This window comes from Nostoc sp. (genome assembly GCF_036917235.1).
Taxonomy (GTDB): domain Bacteria; phylum Cyanobacteriota; class Cyanobacteriia; order Cyanobacteriales; family Nostocaceae; genus Nostoc.
The window spans coordinates 156,891-172,516 of record NZ_JBALDU010000021.1; the positions used below are offsets into that span (position 1 = coordinate 156,891).

10 protein-coding genes and 1 pseudogene are annotated in these 15,626 nt (G+C 45.6%); 9 read left to right on the forward strand and 2 right to left on the reverse strand.

Annotated features, from left to right (window positions below; genetic code table 11):
• The first annotated feature begins 33 nt into the window (after positions 1 to 33).
• The 3 genes from V7K44_RS06895 to V7K44_RS06905 are packed head-to-tail and all read left to right on the forward strand — an operon-like array spanning position 34 to position 4,200.
• Positions 34 to 1,218, forward strand: a complete 1,185-nt coding sequence (locus V7K44_RS06895; RefSeq protein ID WP_334929886.1) for a YcaO-like family protein — start codon at positions 34 to 36, stop codon at positions 1,216 to 1,218.
• An 8-nt stretch (positions 1,219 to 1,226) separates the two neighbouring features.
• On the forward strand, positions 1,227 to 2,927 hold the full coding sequence (locus tag V7K44_RS06900) for a TfuA-like protein (protein ID WP_334929888.1): 1,701 nt from the start codon (positions 1,227 to 1,229) through the stop codon (positions 2,925 to 2,927).
• A 55-nt stretch (positions 2,928 to 2,982) separates the two neighbouring features.
• Complete coding sequence (locus tag V7K44_RS06905; protein ID WP_334929890.1) at positions 2,983 to 4,200, forward strand: cupin domain-containing protein; 1,218 nt, start codon at positions 2,983 to 2,985, stop codon at positions 4,198 to 4,200.
• A gap of 81 nt (positions 4,201 to 4,281) precedes the next feature.
• On the opposite strand, the gene V7K44_RS06910 is transcribed toward V7K44_RS06905, so the two are convergent.
• The gene (locus tag V7K44_RS06910; RefSeq protein WP_334929892.1) at positions 4,282 to 6,918 is read right to left on the reverse strand and encodes a tryptophan halogenase family protein; all 2,637 of its coding nucleotides are present in this window, start codon (positions 6,916 to 6,918) and stop codon (positions 4,282 to 4,284) included.
• Positions 6,903 to 8,405, reverse strand: coding sequence for a tryptophan 7-halogenase (locus tag V7K44_RS06915; RefSeq protein WP_334929894.1), 1,503 nt, complete (start codon positions 8,403 to 8,405; stop codon positions 6,903 to 6,905). The genes V7K44_RS06910 and V7K44_RS06915 overlap by 16 nt, the downstream gene beginning before the upstream one ends.
• Before the next feature lie 174 nt (positions 8,406 to 8,579).
• Between V7K44_RS06915 and V7K44_RS06920 the strand changes: the two genes are divergently transcribed.
• The 6 genes and pseudogenes from V7K44_RS06920 to V7K44_RS06945 all read left to right on the forward strand — a co-directional run.
• Positions 8,580 to 10,367, forward strand: a complete 1,788-nt coding sequence (locus V7K44_RS06920; RefSeq protein ID WP_334929896.1) for an MBL fold metallo-hydrolase — start codon at positions 8,580 to 8,582, stop codon at positions 10,365 to 10,367.
• A 144-nt stretch (positions 10,368 to 10,511) separates the two neighbouring features.
• Positions 10,512 to 12,800 (forward strand): lantibiotic dehydratase, encoded by a 2,289-nt coding sequence (locus tag V7K44_RS06925; protein ID WP_334929898.1) that lies wholly within the window; start codon positions 10,512 to 10,514, stop codon positions 12,798 to 12,800.
• Between the two features lie 221 nt (positions 12,801 to 13,021).
• Complete coding sequence (locus tag V7K44_RS06930) at positions 13,022 to 13,309, forward strand: hypothetical protein (RefSeq protein ID WP_334929900.1); 288 nt, start codon at positions 13,022 to 13,024, stop codon at positions 13,307 to 13,309.
• Between the two features lie 153 nt (positions 13,310 to 13,462).
• Positions 13,463 to 15,058 (forward strand): MBL fold metallo-hydrolase, encoded by a 1,596-nt coding sequence (locus V7K44_RS06935; protein ID WP_334929902.1) that lies wholly within the window; start codon positions 13,463 to 13,465, stop codon positions 15,056 to 15,058.
• Positions 15,059 to 15,218: 160 nt separating this feature from the next.
• Positions 15,219 to 15,353 (forward strand): hypothetical protein, encoded by a 135-nt coding sequence (locus V7K44_RS06940; RefSeq protein WP_334929904.1) that lies wholly within the window; start codon positions 15,219 to 15,221, stop codon positions 15,351 to 15,353.
• 72 nt (positions 15,354 to 15,425) lie between these two features.
• Positions 15,426 to 15,555 (forward strand): annotated as a pseudogene (locus tag V7K44_RS06945) (IS5-like element ISMra2 family transposase); the annotation flags it as partial.
• Positions 15,556 to 15,626: the final 71 nt, after the last annotated feature.

The window sequence follows — 15,626 nt, forward strand, 5'->3', positions numbered from 1 at the left end:
TACTCTCATTAATAGTTGGAAAAAAATAAGCGAATGTGGCAAACTCTGAATGCTCCTAAGCTGAATCTTAATGGCACGTTTCGGACAGAAGAACCCAATTCTACTTGGGAGAAGCTAGAAGAACTTCTGACTGCTTTTGGCATCACGCGTGTTGCAGACATTACTGGTCTTGACTGCATTGGTATTCCTGTTGCTCAAGCGATTCGTCCCAACGGAAAAGCCTTTTCTGGTTCTCAAGGTAAGGGAATTTCACTTCTGCTAGCGATGATCTCGGCGGTGATGGAATCTGTGGAGTCTTATCATGCAGAAAACCTGCCAGAACCAGAGATGGTTGCCTCTTATGAGGAAGTCTGCCGACATCACCAGGCAATCGATCCTAGCGTTTTAGAGGCAGGTAAGCGATCGCAGTCTTATCATTCTGCTATACCGCTAGATTGGATTTGTGGAACCGATCTATTTACGAATGAACCTGTTTACGTACCACAGGCGTATCTTGATTTAGACACCACAACAGAAAAACGTGATACTTCTCTGTTCAGCACTTCTAGTAATGGACTAGCATCAGGAAACCATTTACTAGAGGCGATCGCTCATGGATTGTTTGAAGTCATTGAACGCGAGGCGGAGTGGCGTTGGTGGCGCTTACCTCTGGAGGAACGGATTAACTGTTTGGTTGATAGTCAAACTATCCAGTCTCCGCTTTTGCAATCTTTACTCTATCAAGTTGAACTTGCCGGGGCAACAGCCGTGATTACTGATTTAAGCTCGACTATAGGAATACCTACTTATAAATGCTTGATTAGCGATCGGGAAAACTGGCATGGACGACCGACAGCAGCAGGGTGGGGATGCCACAGTTCCAAAGAAATTGCCCTAGCACGAGCGATTACTGAAGCGGCTCAATCACGAGTAACGGTGATTGCAGGTAGCCGAGATGACATTCATCCAGAGAGTTATGCCCTTGGACGCATCAGGATGCCAGGTGGCCCAGCGATGAAGTCTAGCAGCAAAAGACCGATCGCTACCCTGATTGATTTTGAAACTCAGCCTGAGCTAGCCTTTACCCCAACGTTTGCAGAAGAAATTCAACAAATTCTCAGTTGTCTGAGTACTCAGGGATTTAAGCAAGCTGTCTTTGTCAATCATACGCGACCAGAGTATGGTATTCCAGTGGTGCATGTGATTGTACCGGGTATGCATCTCCCTTCGTCTTTGTAAAATTCAATATGCACTCGAATTCTTTGGAACCTAGTCAAATTCTCATCTTTCTTGGCCCCACCCTAGCCGTTACCCAAGCCAGTCAAATTTTACCGGCCCGTTACCTCGATCCTGTCCGTTGTGGTGATATTCTTGCCTGTCTGCGGTTACAGCCGCGTGTAATTGCCATTATTGACGGTTTTTTTGACCGCAGCGCTTCAGTTTGGCATAAAGAGATTCTCTGGGCATTAGAAGCAGGAGTGCGAGTATTTGGGGCAAGTAGTATGGGTGCGCTTCGAGCCGCTGAACTGGAAGCCTTTGGCATGGAGGGATTTGGAGCTATTTTTGCAGCCTACCGAGACAGACGGTACATCGGGGATGATGAAGTGGCAATATTGCATAGCAACCCTCAATTTCAATACCAACCCTTAACTGATGCTTTAGTAAACATCCGCGCTACAGTTCAGCTGGCGGTAGACAAAAATATTATCGATCGGGCGATCGCTAGTTTAATTATCAGTTGTGCCAAACGGCAGTTCTTCACTCAACGACATTTGAGCCAAGCAGTGGCTGATGCTGAGGAACAGGGGGGCGATCGCCATATGCTAGCCCAGTTTTTGGAATTTGTGCAAAATGGCGGGTATGTGGATCAGAAACAGTCAGATGCCATTGAACTGCTGAAACATCTGGCCGCTATGGTTGGAGAAAGTGGTAGTACTGCTGCCAATAACCAGATAAAGTTTCAACTCAACAAGTCCATTTTCATAGAAGAACTTCAAGCTAGAGTTGCTATCCGTCCATTACGGACAGCATATTCCTGGTTGCCTCTGACTGAAAAATTAAGCCAAGAAGCCCGATTTCTCGGCAGAGTTTACATTCAATTGCGTAATCTCGCTGGGCTAATTCGTTGGTGTGATGCTGTAGCCCAACAACAGAACCTGCCTCCTGCCTCCTTCAGGTTGCAGGAGGTAGTGGGTTCGAGTTCTGATGCTAATGAACTAGAGCTAGATATGGATGCATCAGCAATACCAGTCTTAGTTGAACGTTTGGGTCGTATTCAGGCATTGCTCAAACTTCATAGTGCAAACGATACCTTTGCCAAACAGGTTGAGCAATTACATCAATTTATCTTGATGGTTGTTGGTAAGGATATCTCCTCAGTTGAAGAAGAGACAACTAACGCAGATGCAGATATGATTACTGCATTAGCGAGTTGTGAACGTAGATTGTATCGTCAGGTTGCTATTCTCTGGGCTTTAGCCGAACAGACAAACAGCCAATCGGAAGCGAGTTTGAGAATTAGCATTACTCAAAAAATTACGCAACATTTTTTCCAAGAAAGGGGAGTTACTAGCGAGGCTGAATTTCCTGCTTGGCTATCAAGCAATTCTTTGACTCCAGGTGAATTTTCTCAGATGATGGAAGCGATCGCGCGGCTAGAGGGATTTGTCAATGTACCCCGATGGTGGGGGCGAGGCATGAGCAACTATTTCTCAGTCACTGACTGCTTTTTTCCCGATGCCTTAAGGCTGTCTGGATTTTATCCAATTTTAAGTAAAAGAGTTCAGTTCTCTGAACAAACACAAAGCTGGGAAACCGATCTGAGAAACTGGTGTCAGGTAAATGCCTTTCCCCAGGGATGTAACATTACCCAAGTGGCTTTTTGGCTAGATTTTAGCGAACCAGAAGAATTTGTGAAAGAACTAAGTATAAGGCAGAATTCAATTTAAAATTCAAAATTCAAAATTAAAGAAATTTTCATCCGTTTTCGAGGGAACTCCATAAATGTTTAGCACTAACTTTGATTTTGAGAAATTAATTCAGCCTATCGATACCGTAACTTTCTTCAAAGAATACTGGGAGCGGCAGTGCCTTGTTGTTTCACGAGGAGAACCAGATTACTATTCAGGTCTGTTTTCCATGAATGATGTTGACTCGCTCATTCGCTTTAGTGGCATTCGCTATTGTGACTTTAATGTATCGAAAGTGGCAGATGATTTGTCCAATCAAGCGAATAAATTAGGAGGGAAAGGCTCTATAGATCCCAATGCATCTCCTAGTATTTATCAATTTTATGATGCCTATAATCAAGGCAATACCTTATGTATATTTCATCTACAACAGCATTGGGAAGCGATCGCCACACTTTGCAGAAATCTGGAAAAATATCTCAATCATCCAGCGAATGTCAATCTTTACCTAACCCCTAAAACTGCTCAAGGATTCCCTCCCCACTTTGATACACACGATGTTTTCGTTCTCCAGCTTTCGGGAACTAAACTCTGGCGCACCTATGATTCCTACTGGGATTTGCCAATGCCTGAAGATGCTCGGCGATTACCACAAGAAGTACTACGGGAGCAACTGAAGGCACCCACTCATGAAGTTGAACTCAAGCCAGGTGATATGTTATATATCCCGCGTGGTTTTGTGCATGAAGCCAAGACATTGGATACTTCTTCACTTCATATCACCGTCGGTATCCCTGTTTATCGCTGGGTTGACCTGATTCAGGAAGCTCTCACATCGATTGTGCAGCAAAATGTCGAATTTCGCAAAGCAGTTCCCGTTAGCTTTGTGCGTGACGATGATGCCAAGACGCAGACCAAAAATCAATTGAAAGATTTACTCAAAACCTTCGCTAGTAGCGTCGATATTGACGATGCGGTTGAACGACTGACCATTAAGTTCATTGGCTCACTGTCTCCACTAGCAGATAGCCATTTCAGTAAATTGGACGACTTGCAACAGATTGACTTGAATACTCACGTTGTCAAACGCCAAGGAATGATTTGTACAACCGTCAGAAAAGGGGATGTAGTGATGATTCAATTTCCCCAAAACAGAGTTGAAGCGCCAGCATACGTCGAGCCAGCTTTCCGCTTCATTGCTGAGTCGGAAGCTGCATTTGAGATCAAATCGCTGCCCGATTTTGCCAGCGACAATAGCAAGATTGTGTTAGTACGCCGTTTGCTCAAAGAAGGATTGTTAACGATTGTTTGAAAAGGCTGCTAGATCCCCGACTTCTTGAAGAAGTCGGGGATCTGAACATCACTAACTTTTCAACACTTTTGGGACAGACTACTAGGCAGGAAGCCAGGTGTGTAACCAACTATCTCGGCGCTTTGCGAAATCGTAAAGCAAATCTTGCCGTTGCTCGCGCAAGCAGGAGAGGGCTTGATGTTGGGGTATCGCAGTGCTAGCTAGCCCTTTGAGAATTGCGAGTTGGCGTTGCCAAGTAGCTAAATCTTCGACGGGTTCCACAAAGCGGGCGGATACCTGTTGCCCAGCTAATAATGTGTCATAGGAGTGATCGTCAGAGAAAAATTCTGGCGGATGCAGTGTATAAAACATCGAATTTCGATAAGATAAGGGGGCCCGCTCGCTAAACAATGCTAATCGCTCTACTGCGCCAGAGATATCTGTGTCTCTATTGGCTGCTTGCCAGAAGGGAGTAGATAGACGGTGATTGAACTTGTAGTGAATTCCGAGAAACCAACGCAGGGCATCCCAACGATCGCTAATTTTGCGGTTGAGTACAGATTTCACGCCCTCATCTTGCTTTGATGCTGGAAAGTTGGTAAGTAGGAGTTCCAATTCGAGAACGATCATGTGGATAGCTGTGGATTCTAAGGGTTCCACAAACCCATAGGAATTGCCGATCGCTACAACGTTGCCTTTCCAAAAATCCTCATGCCGCCCGGAACGAAACTTCACAAGCCAAGGATCGCCCATTCCCGGATTTTTGCCACGCATTTCCTCTAGGGCTTGATCGGCACTACAAAATGCTGAAGAAAACACATACCCCCGATGATCGGCATCCTCAAAAGGAATATTCCAACACCAACCATTGTTCATGGTTTCGGCGAGAGTGTAAGGTTTAATAGTGCCATTATGAGGGACGGTAGCAGCGATCGCTTGATCGGTGCTGAGGGTATCTTGGTAACTCACGAATTTGGAGCCAAGTTTTTGCTCTAGCAACATCGAGCGAAAGCCGGAACAATCAATATATAAATCGTAAGTTAGTTTACGCCCATCCTCAGCGATCAGATGGCTAATGGTTTCACCATCGGCAGATATCAGGGCATCAGAAATTTGCACATCAATATGCTGTATCCCGGCAGCGATCGCTTCTTCTTTTAGGTAACGAACAAACCGCCGATTATCGAGGTGATACGCCCAGCGAATCTGGTGAAGTAGAGATAACGGCGTCCCATCGCCCCGATCAAAAATCGGAGCGCGATCGCCACTCATCAGCATTGCCCCTAATGACTGATTGTTCAGCGTTGAATCATAGAGAAGCGATTCTAGCAAGCGTCCGCGCTGAAACGGAAATGTAAATTCATAGTCACCGGGCAGTCCCCACTGAAACTTAATCCCCAACTTCCATGTAGGAAGCACACGTTGATAAAAATCAACGATGTCTAGTCCTAAAAAGCGGGGACTATGAAGAAACTTAACGAGTTCTGGAGTAGTTGCTTCGCCCACACCAATCACTGGGATGGCACTCGATTCTAGCAAAGTCACCTTGATGTCTGGTCTGAGAGCGCGAAAGGCTAAAGCTGTGAGATAACCAGCCGTGCCGCCACCCAAAATGCCCACTGTTTGGTAAGGATCGGCTGCTGCACGGATTGTAGCATTGGGTGAGTTCGGCCAGATCCGACCGATTTCTTGGGCAGCCGCAGCGATCGCATTTCGTTGCAGCACTCCCAATGGTTCATCTAATTGCGATGTACACTCCTGACATTCACCACTAGGAAGCAGTCGTTTGACGGTGCGATTGCCTTGCCGATTAATTTTTACAACGCTGGTGGCGCGAGTTGCTGTTAAGTTCAAACCTAAGATGGAAATCGCTTCTTCAATACAAGCCTGCGCTATGGAAGGCAAAAGTGGACTATCTGCCTGGGCAAGGATGGGGGTTGACAGTTGCGGCAAAATATCCTGTAAAACTGATGGAATAGCTTCCAAGGCGATAACTCGACAACCAAAACAAGCCGTTCCCCGAATGACTGTTGGGCCGATGAGTGCTGTTTCTGGGGAAGCAGTGACAAATAAACACGGTGTGCCACTGGCTAGGGCTGACTTGTTGACATCGAATAGGGCTTGATATGGTACAGCTTCCAAAGCACAGATTACAAAGTCGAATTCTTGAAAGAGTTCACATAAACCAGAAACACTCACAGCGTCTAGACTATTTTCAGACACTTTGAAAGAGCCATTGAGAAGTATCCGTTCTTGCTGGAGAGCGAGAAATTCTGGCGTTTGACAGGAAGCAAAATCTGTGAAGGAGAAAGTGCGGTGATTTTGAAAACCTGCGTTAGCAAAGGTTTGATTGAGAGTATCGAGTAACTGGTGATTGCCTAAAATAGCGATCGCCTTTTGCCGTACTTGCTCAGGAACTATTGGCAATTGAGAGTGAGAATTTGGGGGTGCAGTTTCAGTTACTACTTCCTCTAAGACATGCAGCTGAGTTAAAGCTAAGACGATCTCATGTAAGTAATTGCGATCGTCAGAATCTGCAAGTTCAGCATAAATTGCCTCAAGCGATCGCACCCCATCTATCAGCGCCAGCAGTCTGCGGATGGTGCTGGGTTCAATGCCTTCGAGGGCGAACACTTCGCCGCCCACCCAGCTACAAACCTCACCCGTTTCACTGAGGATTAAATGGGCATTAGGGTTAACGCGAGGCACCTGGGGAATAGTATTTATGAAGTCAGCCATTGACATTTTCTTTCTTTAACAACCTGAATCGCCTCATGGATTGATAAGGCGTTAGCGCACTGCTTTGTGAAATAGTTTTGGATTTGTCGCCAACGATCTAAATCTAAAGTGTCATTGTGGCTTTGATACTTCGTAGCCACTCGTTGACCCATGAGTAGATTCAGATAACCGTTGTATCCAAAAACACTATTGGGGCGGAGCAGAATTTGACCAAGGCTTGATGGGCCATTGTGTTGAAAAAAGTCTACTATTGCTTCTGCATCACCAATATCAGTTTGATGCCAGCAGTGTTGCCAGAATTCTGATTCTACTCGGTGATTGAATTTAAAGTGAATCGATAAAAAATCACGAATATCATCCCACTTTTGGGCGATCGCTCGATTCGCAAGATTAATTAATGCTGGGGTGGGTTGCTGGTCTGAATCAATCAACACATCGCATACAGATTTGATGGTTTCACCAATCATGTGTAACCCTGTTGATTCTAAAGGTTCTACGAAACCGGAAGCGTTGCCCACAGCAACTACATTATTTACCCAAAATCGTTGATGTCGCCCTGACTTGAACCTAATAAGACTATGTTTATCACTCATCAAAGGATTGTGGCGTTTCATCTCTTGCAAAGCATCGTCATCATTGATAAAAGCGGATGAATATACATAGCCACGGTTGACTTTATCCGGCAAATCAATTTGCCAACACCACCCATTCTGCATGGTTTGGGCAGTTGTGAAAGGGTTGATTCCATCATCTCGCATCCATATGCCTGTGACAGCAGAATCACAAAATAAGCTGCTGGCAAAACTGCAAAAGGGTTCTTGCAGAATCTCTCCTAGCAACGCCGACCGAAAACCAGAACAATCGACGAACAGATCGCCAGCCTGCATTGTGCCATCATCAAACTTTAGTTGGCGAATATACCCATTTTCGGCGACTTCAATATTTACAACAGGTTTATCAATAATCTTTATACCAATTTCTGCTGCTCTTCTTTCTAAATAAGAAACAAAACTAACATTTTCAATATGGTATCCAAAGCGTTCATCAACTACGAAATCGCCATTTTCTCTACGGAAGCAAGGCGACTTGTACTGCTCCATCAACAGTGAGTAAAGACTGGATTCTGTGGTGGAATCAAGACAATAGTAAGCAGTACTTTTGCTCAAAACACTGAGTTTATCTGCTAGATGAGTCACAAAAGGATAGTTGAAGTGCGACTGACTAGAATCTCCCCAAATAAACTTAATTCCTAGTTTCCAAATAGGTTGTGTTTCTTCATAAAATTGCTCTCGATTTAATTCTAGATACTTATGCAGAAACCAAGGTATCCAAGCGGTAGTCGCTTCACCTACTCCAATAATGGGGATGGTTGTGGAATGGACTACAATCACGTTCAAAGCTGGCATCTTCACCTTCAACGCTAAGGCAGAGAGAAATCCAGCACTACCTCCGCCAAAAACTACAACATTGTGTATTGTCTTATCCACACGTGTGACCAGAAATGTTAATGGTAACTATGTAATCTCAGTAACGGTCTATATTACAGTATGCAAGCCTAATGGAATTTAGGAATTATTTGCTACCAATCTTAGCAATTGATATTTAGTTTTTAAATTCTTTAAACATTTCTATCTTTTGCTGTTTAAATCGGCTAGGATTTTTTGACAGTACCAGCTACGGAAACAATTCTCATGCGTGTCACCATCTGTGGTCATGCTGCTTTATACATCGAAACTACCGATCAACGCATCTTGCTCGATCCATGCTTTTCGGATACACTCGTCGGGGGCACGCTTACGTACTATCCGGGTCGGGTATTTGAGTTAGACAAACTGCCAAACTTAACAGCTTTGGTGGTAACTCATGGACACTTCGATCACTTTCATCTAGAAACGCTCCAGAAACTGCCGCGCGAACTGCCCGTAATTACTGCGGATGAACCGGCACTAGTCGAGCAGTTGCAAAAGATTGGGTTCTCAAAAATAATTATCTGTCAGCCTTGGCAAGCGATCGCTCTTGGACAAACTTACTTGCTCCCCACGCCTTCAGACCACGAAGAACCGGAGTTTGGGCTGTTAGTTCGAGATGCAACGGGGACATTTTGGCACATGGCAGATGCAGAAGTGACGGCGAAAATTGGCGAACGAATCACCCAAGAATACGGTGCCATCGATCTAATTTCAACCAAGTATCAGCCAGTAGTGCGTGCCAGCATGGGCTATCAGCACGGTATGGGAGCAACCTTTGACAGACAAGGGGTAGTTAGTTGGTTGGAAGCAGCCTGTGCTTGCAACCCTGCTTTGGTTTTCCCTTACGCTTCCGGTCTGTGCTTTAGTGGTCGCCACGCCTGGTTTAACCGCTATGCGTTTCCCTTAAGTTCAGAGGAAACAGTTCGTTTGTTGCAACGTCGGCTTGGTTCCTCAGAGCGAGCGATAACGGTGCGTCCCGGTGATGCGATCGAGCTGCGATCTGGGCAGTCCCCGCAGCGACATGAACAGTCATGCGATTTTGTTCGGGAAAAGCCTTCTCCTAAGTTGCGTTGGGAACCAATCGATATCAGCACTCTTACGGGATTGTCCACACCTGAAGAGCGGTGTACCTTGCAAGAAAAACTGGATGCATTGCTAGCAGGAGCTTTTATTTCGTGGCTTAAACAAAAGGTCAAACAAGCTGATAGCAGTTGGACTAGTTTCCGTGCCGAGCAAGTTGTTTGGCAGTTGGTGGTTCATGCTGGAGATGGAGAACGGCTAAATTATGCCATTGATTTTCGCTTACAGGATTTTTCCGTGTTAGCGGGTGAGCATCCAGAAGCAAACTTCTTTACCCACATCGCCGGACAAGCTCTTGACGATGTGATGACGGGTAAAATGCCGGGGCTAATTTTTTGGCTGGCGGGTGAGGCTCGTAGTTATGAAAAGGTCATTTGTGTACGCAATAATCGTTTCGAGTCGCCTAAGTGGCCAAAAACACCCGAAGATTTCCCATCAGACCCACTTACTTACTATCTTCGTCATTTTGGGACTGGAGAAACTTCTCTCGTTCAGCCGGAATTGGCTGATGGTGAGTTGGAGAAAGCATCAAATTCCCCTGAAAGTACCAATGAGATTCAAATTCTCACCCGCTTAGGTGAGAACGAAGAAGTGATGAGTAAGAAAGTCCTACTGGCTTATTTGGCAGTTCAAGAAGCAGAGCGCTTGGGGCTGAAGATTTCTGATGCGGAAATTCAAACAATGTCTGACTCCTTTCGAGAGCAGTTTAATTTGCTTGATGGCGAAGATACAGAGCAATGGTTAAGGGAAGCAGGATTGAGTCTTGAGGGATACTCAGCTGTGATGCGAGATTTCACCGCAGTAGTGAAGTTGGAACAACATTACACTAAGGCGATCGAGCCACTGCTCACCAATCATCGCCGCGTGGCTACAGCTCGCTCACGGAATTTTAGATTTTAAATTTTGGATTTTGGATTGAATGATTCAAAATCTAAAATCCAAAATTCTTGTCAGAGCAAGGTAATTTAAACGCGAGAACAAATCTAAAATCCAAAACTTGTACTGAGCGAAGTCGAAGTATCTAAAATCCAAAATTCTTGATTGATGAATCATCCTAGCAAAGAATTTGAGCTTGCTCCCGTTGGCATCTTGCGGGCTGCTGCTTGGCCAATTGAGACTATTCAAGGTTTTGGCAATCAAGGACTCGCAAGCCTAGCGTTAGCAGCCAGCCGTACAAACGATGCTGATACCTGGAAAGAATATGCAACAGCATATCAGCAGGTACATGAAGAAAATCGCCAGCAGCTTTGGCAGATGACGGCAGCAGATTCATGGTTTATGAAAGCGCTGCTGTTATCTAATCCGGCGCTGGTCACGGAGGTGCAGCGTGTAGCTTTCCAAAGGCAGGGAAAACGGACTAAAAAAATTCGCCATCTGGAGACAGCGCTGTATCGTTATCTAGCGCGGGCTGCGGGACGAACGACACCTTATGGTTTATGGGCTGGTGTGAGTTTAGTCGAGTTTACTAAGACGGCGCAGCATAATCAGGCAGAAGCTCAGTATTCATTTACACCTGACCTCCGTCCTTTTCAAACAATATTGCGATCGCTAGCTCAACGTTCAATTTATCGTCAAAGTGCAACTTGGCGATTGAATCCTACCTTAAAGCGACAAGCGGATGGTTCCTGGCGCTTTTGGGGACGCACTCCAGAGGGGTTAGTTGAGCAGCGTGAAATCGAGTCTCAGGAAATTGTAGACATCCTCTTGGAAGAACTGACTAAATTGGAGCTAGGGACATTAGACGAACTAACCAAAGCAGTGTCAGCCTCACCTCGCTGGAACAATGCAGCAGGAATACAGGATATTCTGTATCTCTTCATTGATGGAGGTGTGCTTTTAGGGGGACTTGACTTACCCCAGCGATTTGAAAATTGTTGGGAAGCATTAGCAGTTGTGGCAGACAAGCTGATTGAGCCGGATCGCTGTCTTTGGAACAGCGCGATCCAAGAACTGCATTGCCTTTGCGATACTCTGGCGGCAAAGCTTGATTTCATGTCTTTGGATGCACTTGCGAACGCTCTACAACAAGCAAAAACCTATATTCAAGAACTCGCCCAAGCCCTTAATGTTTCACTCGTTCAGCTATCGGATCTAGTGCTGCACTGTGATTTGGGGCTACCGTTTCGCATTGGCATCGATGAGGCGCAGCAAAACATTTTGCTGCAAACACTCGCAGACTATGAACGCTGCTGGATTCAGGGTGCAAGTCCAGCTTCGGCAATGCGGATGGCGTTTCGGGAGCAGCTGAAACAGGAATTTGCGGCGGGTATTGCACTTGGCGATCTCAAATCTACCCTAGTTTCCGAAATGAGAACAGCTCATCGCCATCCTGAAGTCATTACCCGGTTGGAGGCGTGGGAGCGATCGCTATCGCAAAATCAAGAGGTAGTCGTTCTCGAAAGCACCACTAATTCGCCAAAGTCGGCTTTGTCCACAGCCCCTTTCGGTTGCTTGTTCGCAGGTGTCTTTGAGTCTTTCCAACTGATAGTTCACGGGATTAGTGATGATCCGGTGCCAATCTTTGCCCGATTTCAAGACTTATTCAATGGAAATAATTTATTATATTCTTGGTTTCAACAGAGGCTTGACTGTTTAGCAAGCCAATATCAAATTCAGGTTGCAGAATTACAAAGTCCCTTTGAGCCAAACCCAAATGTTTTAGCTCGTCCCAATTTCAACATTCTTCCTATTGAGTTGTGGGGCGCGAATAAAGATAGTTTATCCCTAGTCGATGCAGAAATCTTTCTAGATCCCAAAACACAGCTGCCCTTTTTAAAATTGCGATCGGCTTCGCTAAAACCTGTTGCAGTATTTTGGTTTTCTATGGCTGCGGTTAATGCCCGTGACCCCATCTCTGAACAGTTACTTTGGACTACTTTTCAAGATAATCCGATGGCAATCTTTCGCGCTGCCACAGTGCCGATGCAGATTGAACTGACTGTACCTCGTTTTACTCCTCGTATTCAGTTACCAAAAGAAGCGATCGTCCGTCCTCGGCGGACAGTTTTGAGTGGGCAAGTCTTAGCAGAACTCGCCCAATTGGATGGAGTAGAGCGCTTTGCCAGATGGCAGCAATTAGCTGCTGAGTATGGCTGGCCGATGCTGCTGAATTTGCAAATACAGGATAAGCCTTCACTGCTTTTACATCGGGACAGCCCTTTAGCCCTGGAGTCCTTTTTCAAAAAAGACTTACATAAACACACGCGATGGCTAATTGTAGAAGAGTTAGTCAATCAACCTTGGCTAGTTGATTCCAAAGGGCAGCATTATATGGCAGAACTTGCCTTACCCTTTGCCCGTGCCGAACATGGGTGGTCGCTGCGTAGAGATTAAACGCCGATTATGAAGGTGGCTGGCTGAAAAAGAAACAGGACTTAGGAAAATCGAACCACAGAGGACGCAGAGGATACGGAGGAGAATAAGAGTTTCAGAGATGTCTTGCGTAAGTTCTAAGAAAGGAGGAACAGGCGTACAGAAACCTATTCCGTGCTTTAGACCTACCGTGTACACACAAATCTTTTAGAGTTACTGTGTAACGTAGGGTAAATTAATTTTTGCAGGGCGATGCAACTAAGGTGCAGAGCAATGCAACTAAGGTGCAGGACAATGCAACTAAGGTGCAGGGCAATGCAACTAAGGTGCAGGGCAATGCAACTAAGGTACAGGGCGATGCAACTAAGGTGCAGGGCAATGCAACTAAGGTACAGGGCAATGCAACTAAGGTGCAGGACAATGCAACTAAGGTGCAGGGCAATGCAACTAAGGTACAGGTCGATGCAACTAAGGTACAGGTCGATGCCAATACAGTTCGGTTAAGGTTTTTTGATGAAAATTTTACATGACAAAGACGCGATTTATCGCGTCTCTTGCTCTTGCTTAACCGAACAGTTATTGAGGTCGATGCAACTAAGGTACAGGTCAAAAGACTTGTGTGTACAACTTAGGTGCTTTAGACCAGGGATAACGTTAAATTGTAGACTTTTAATAACTTGCTTATGATACGTCAAAGATTAAGCAGCAGCATTAAATTTCAACTTATCTATCAGGACGAAACCAAGTTTGGTAGTGCTGTGACTGGACAATGTGACACCACCATTCGTCGCTACTGCGCCAGCATCACAGCACACCGCAATCGATATGGTCTTGCAAATGTTGTGGCTCATGCGCGTGAATTACTGGCATCAACAATGGTTCCGGGTGGTCTAGCAGATTTGTATCAGCGTCCTAATATTCTCTTAGAAGATTGGCTATATCCCGATCCCAAAGCTGTTAAACCCGTTGCCCTTGAGCTAGAACGCAATATTGGCGAAACTATTGTCATCCAAAAATTATCTCCCAATCTCCTATCTGAGCTTGCTTTGTATCTAGGAGAATGGCAAGAAGGAAGTAATGCTCCAACTACAACCATTGCTCGTGAGTTATGGAACGCATTAGATGATTATGGTGCACTGGTTGAAGTCAACGAATTATCCGTCAAACCGCAACTAGGCCATGCCACTTTTGTCGGTCACTCCAGCCTCCGGCTCAGTGATGGCAACTTTAGCATTCTCTTCGATCCATTTCTGTTGCCCAAGTCTGAAGTTTATCCGCCAAACTACCAACCCCTCAGCTTAGAGGAAATGGGACAACCCGATGCAGTATTTATCACCCATTCTCACCCCGATCATTTTGATTTAGGAACCTTGTTGCGAGTTATTGCTAGCACACCAATCTTCGTTCCCGAAGTTAAGCGAGAATCTGTACTGGCAATTGATATGGCGTTGCGGCTGCGTCAGCTTGGGTTTGAGAATATTCATACACTACGCTGGTTTGACGAAACTCGAATTGGTGGAATGCGAGTGATTGCCCTGCCCTTCTACGGGGAACAGCCAACGGTTGCCCAAGCCCTGCACCCAGAGATTCGCAATGAGGGCAACACCTATTTAATTGAGTATTGCGATCGCCGCGTTGCGCTCACAGCAGATTCAGGGAGTGACTGCCTTGGAGATGTCAAAAAACTCGCAGCCGTAGCCTTAGAGCGTTATGGTTCCCTTGATACTTTATTTGGTGGATATCGAGGTTTCGGACTGTATCCGATTCAGTATCTCTTTTCATCAGTCGCTCGCTATCTTCCTTTTGTGCCAGAGAACAGCTGGCAAGTCCGCCAAAAGATGATGTGCGATGCCGATGATTTAATTGATGTAGCGGAAATTTGGAATGCCAAACAAATTGTACCGTACTCCGATGGGGGTGCGCCTTGGTATTGGCAGCGCGGCCTTGGCCCTTGTCTTGATGGATCGCAAGCACATATTATGGCAGTCGATCCAACCCCAGAGCATGTTTGCCAGGTAGGAACTGTGCGCTCTGGAACCCGCAAAGATGGAGCGATCGCCTCTCCTGTATCAATTTGCTTGCTTCGCCCTGGAGATGCCCTTGCGTTTGCTCAAGAGGATAAAAGGAGGCAGGAAGAAGGGAGCAGGCTTGCCGTGAGCGTAGCCGAACGGGAGCAGGGGGGACTTGTGTTTGCCCAAGAGGATACGCAAGTAATTCAAAACCAATCTTGGCCATACTCTATACCACGCTTGCCCCAAGTCTGCAATGACTCCGATTGAAAATTCTGTTCAACATAGCTCAAATCGTCATTATCCGCCGCTGACAACAGCGGAATGTTAGCGATAGCCCAGACGAGGTTTCACGTTTTCTTAGTGCCATTCCCCACTATAAAGTAGAGCCATTCCCTACAACACCCATACCCCACTCTCTCACCCAAATGTGACTGACGGTCAACAGTTTCCCTCAGCCGTGCCAAGCACCACCAGCCGCCTACTTCAATGTGCTGGTACTTCTTTAAATCGCGATCGCGTAATTAATTGTCCATCGTTGCGACGGGAGATTTTGGAACTGTAGAGCAGATATTCATAAGGTGTTGTGCCGTGGAGCGATCGCTTTGTGATGATGATGAACCGAGGAGACTTAAGTCAACGCAACATTGTTGAACGCGCTATCAACATAACTCTTGCAATTTCGCCGCATTGCTACCCGATATGAAAAACTTGCTGTAAATTATACAGCCATGATAACGATCGCCTCCATTCTGTTGTGGTTATAGTTTGAATTGATTAAGAAAAAATGCTTGAGAGACAGCTAACCAAATAATTACTAATTCATAATGGGCTACGT

What these genes read in the sequence shown, in the direction of transcription:
- V7K44_RS06895 (WP_334929886.1), top strand. Translation starts at nt 34, where the DNA reads ATGTGGCAAACTCTGAATGCTCCTAAGCTGAATCTTAATGGCACGTTT.
- V7K44_RS06900 (WP_334929888.1), top strand. Translation starts at nt 1,227, where the DNA reads ATGCACTCGAATTCTTTGGAACCTAGTCAAATTCTCATCTTTCTTGGC.
- V7K44_RS06905 (WP_334929890.1), top strand. Translation starts at nt 2,983, where the DNA reads ATGTTTAGCACTAACTTTGATTTTGAGAAATTAATTCAGCCTATCGAT.
- V7K44_RS06910 (WP_334929892.1), bottom strand. Translation starts at nt 6,918, where the DNA reads ATGGCTGACTTCATAAATACTATTCCCCAGGTGCCTCGCGTTAACCCT.
- V7K44_RS06925 (WP_334929898.1), top strand. Translation starts at nt 10,512, where the DNA reads ATGAATCATCCTAGCAAAGAATTTGAGCTTGCTCCCGTTGGCATCTTG.
- V7K44_RS06935 (WP_334929902.1), top strand. Translation starts at nt 13,463, where the DNA reads ATGATACGTCAAAGATTAAGCAGCAGCATTAAATTTCAACTTATCTAT.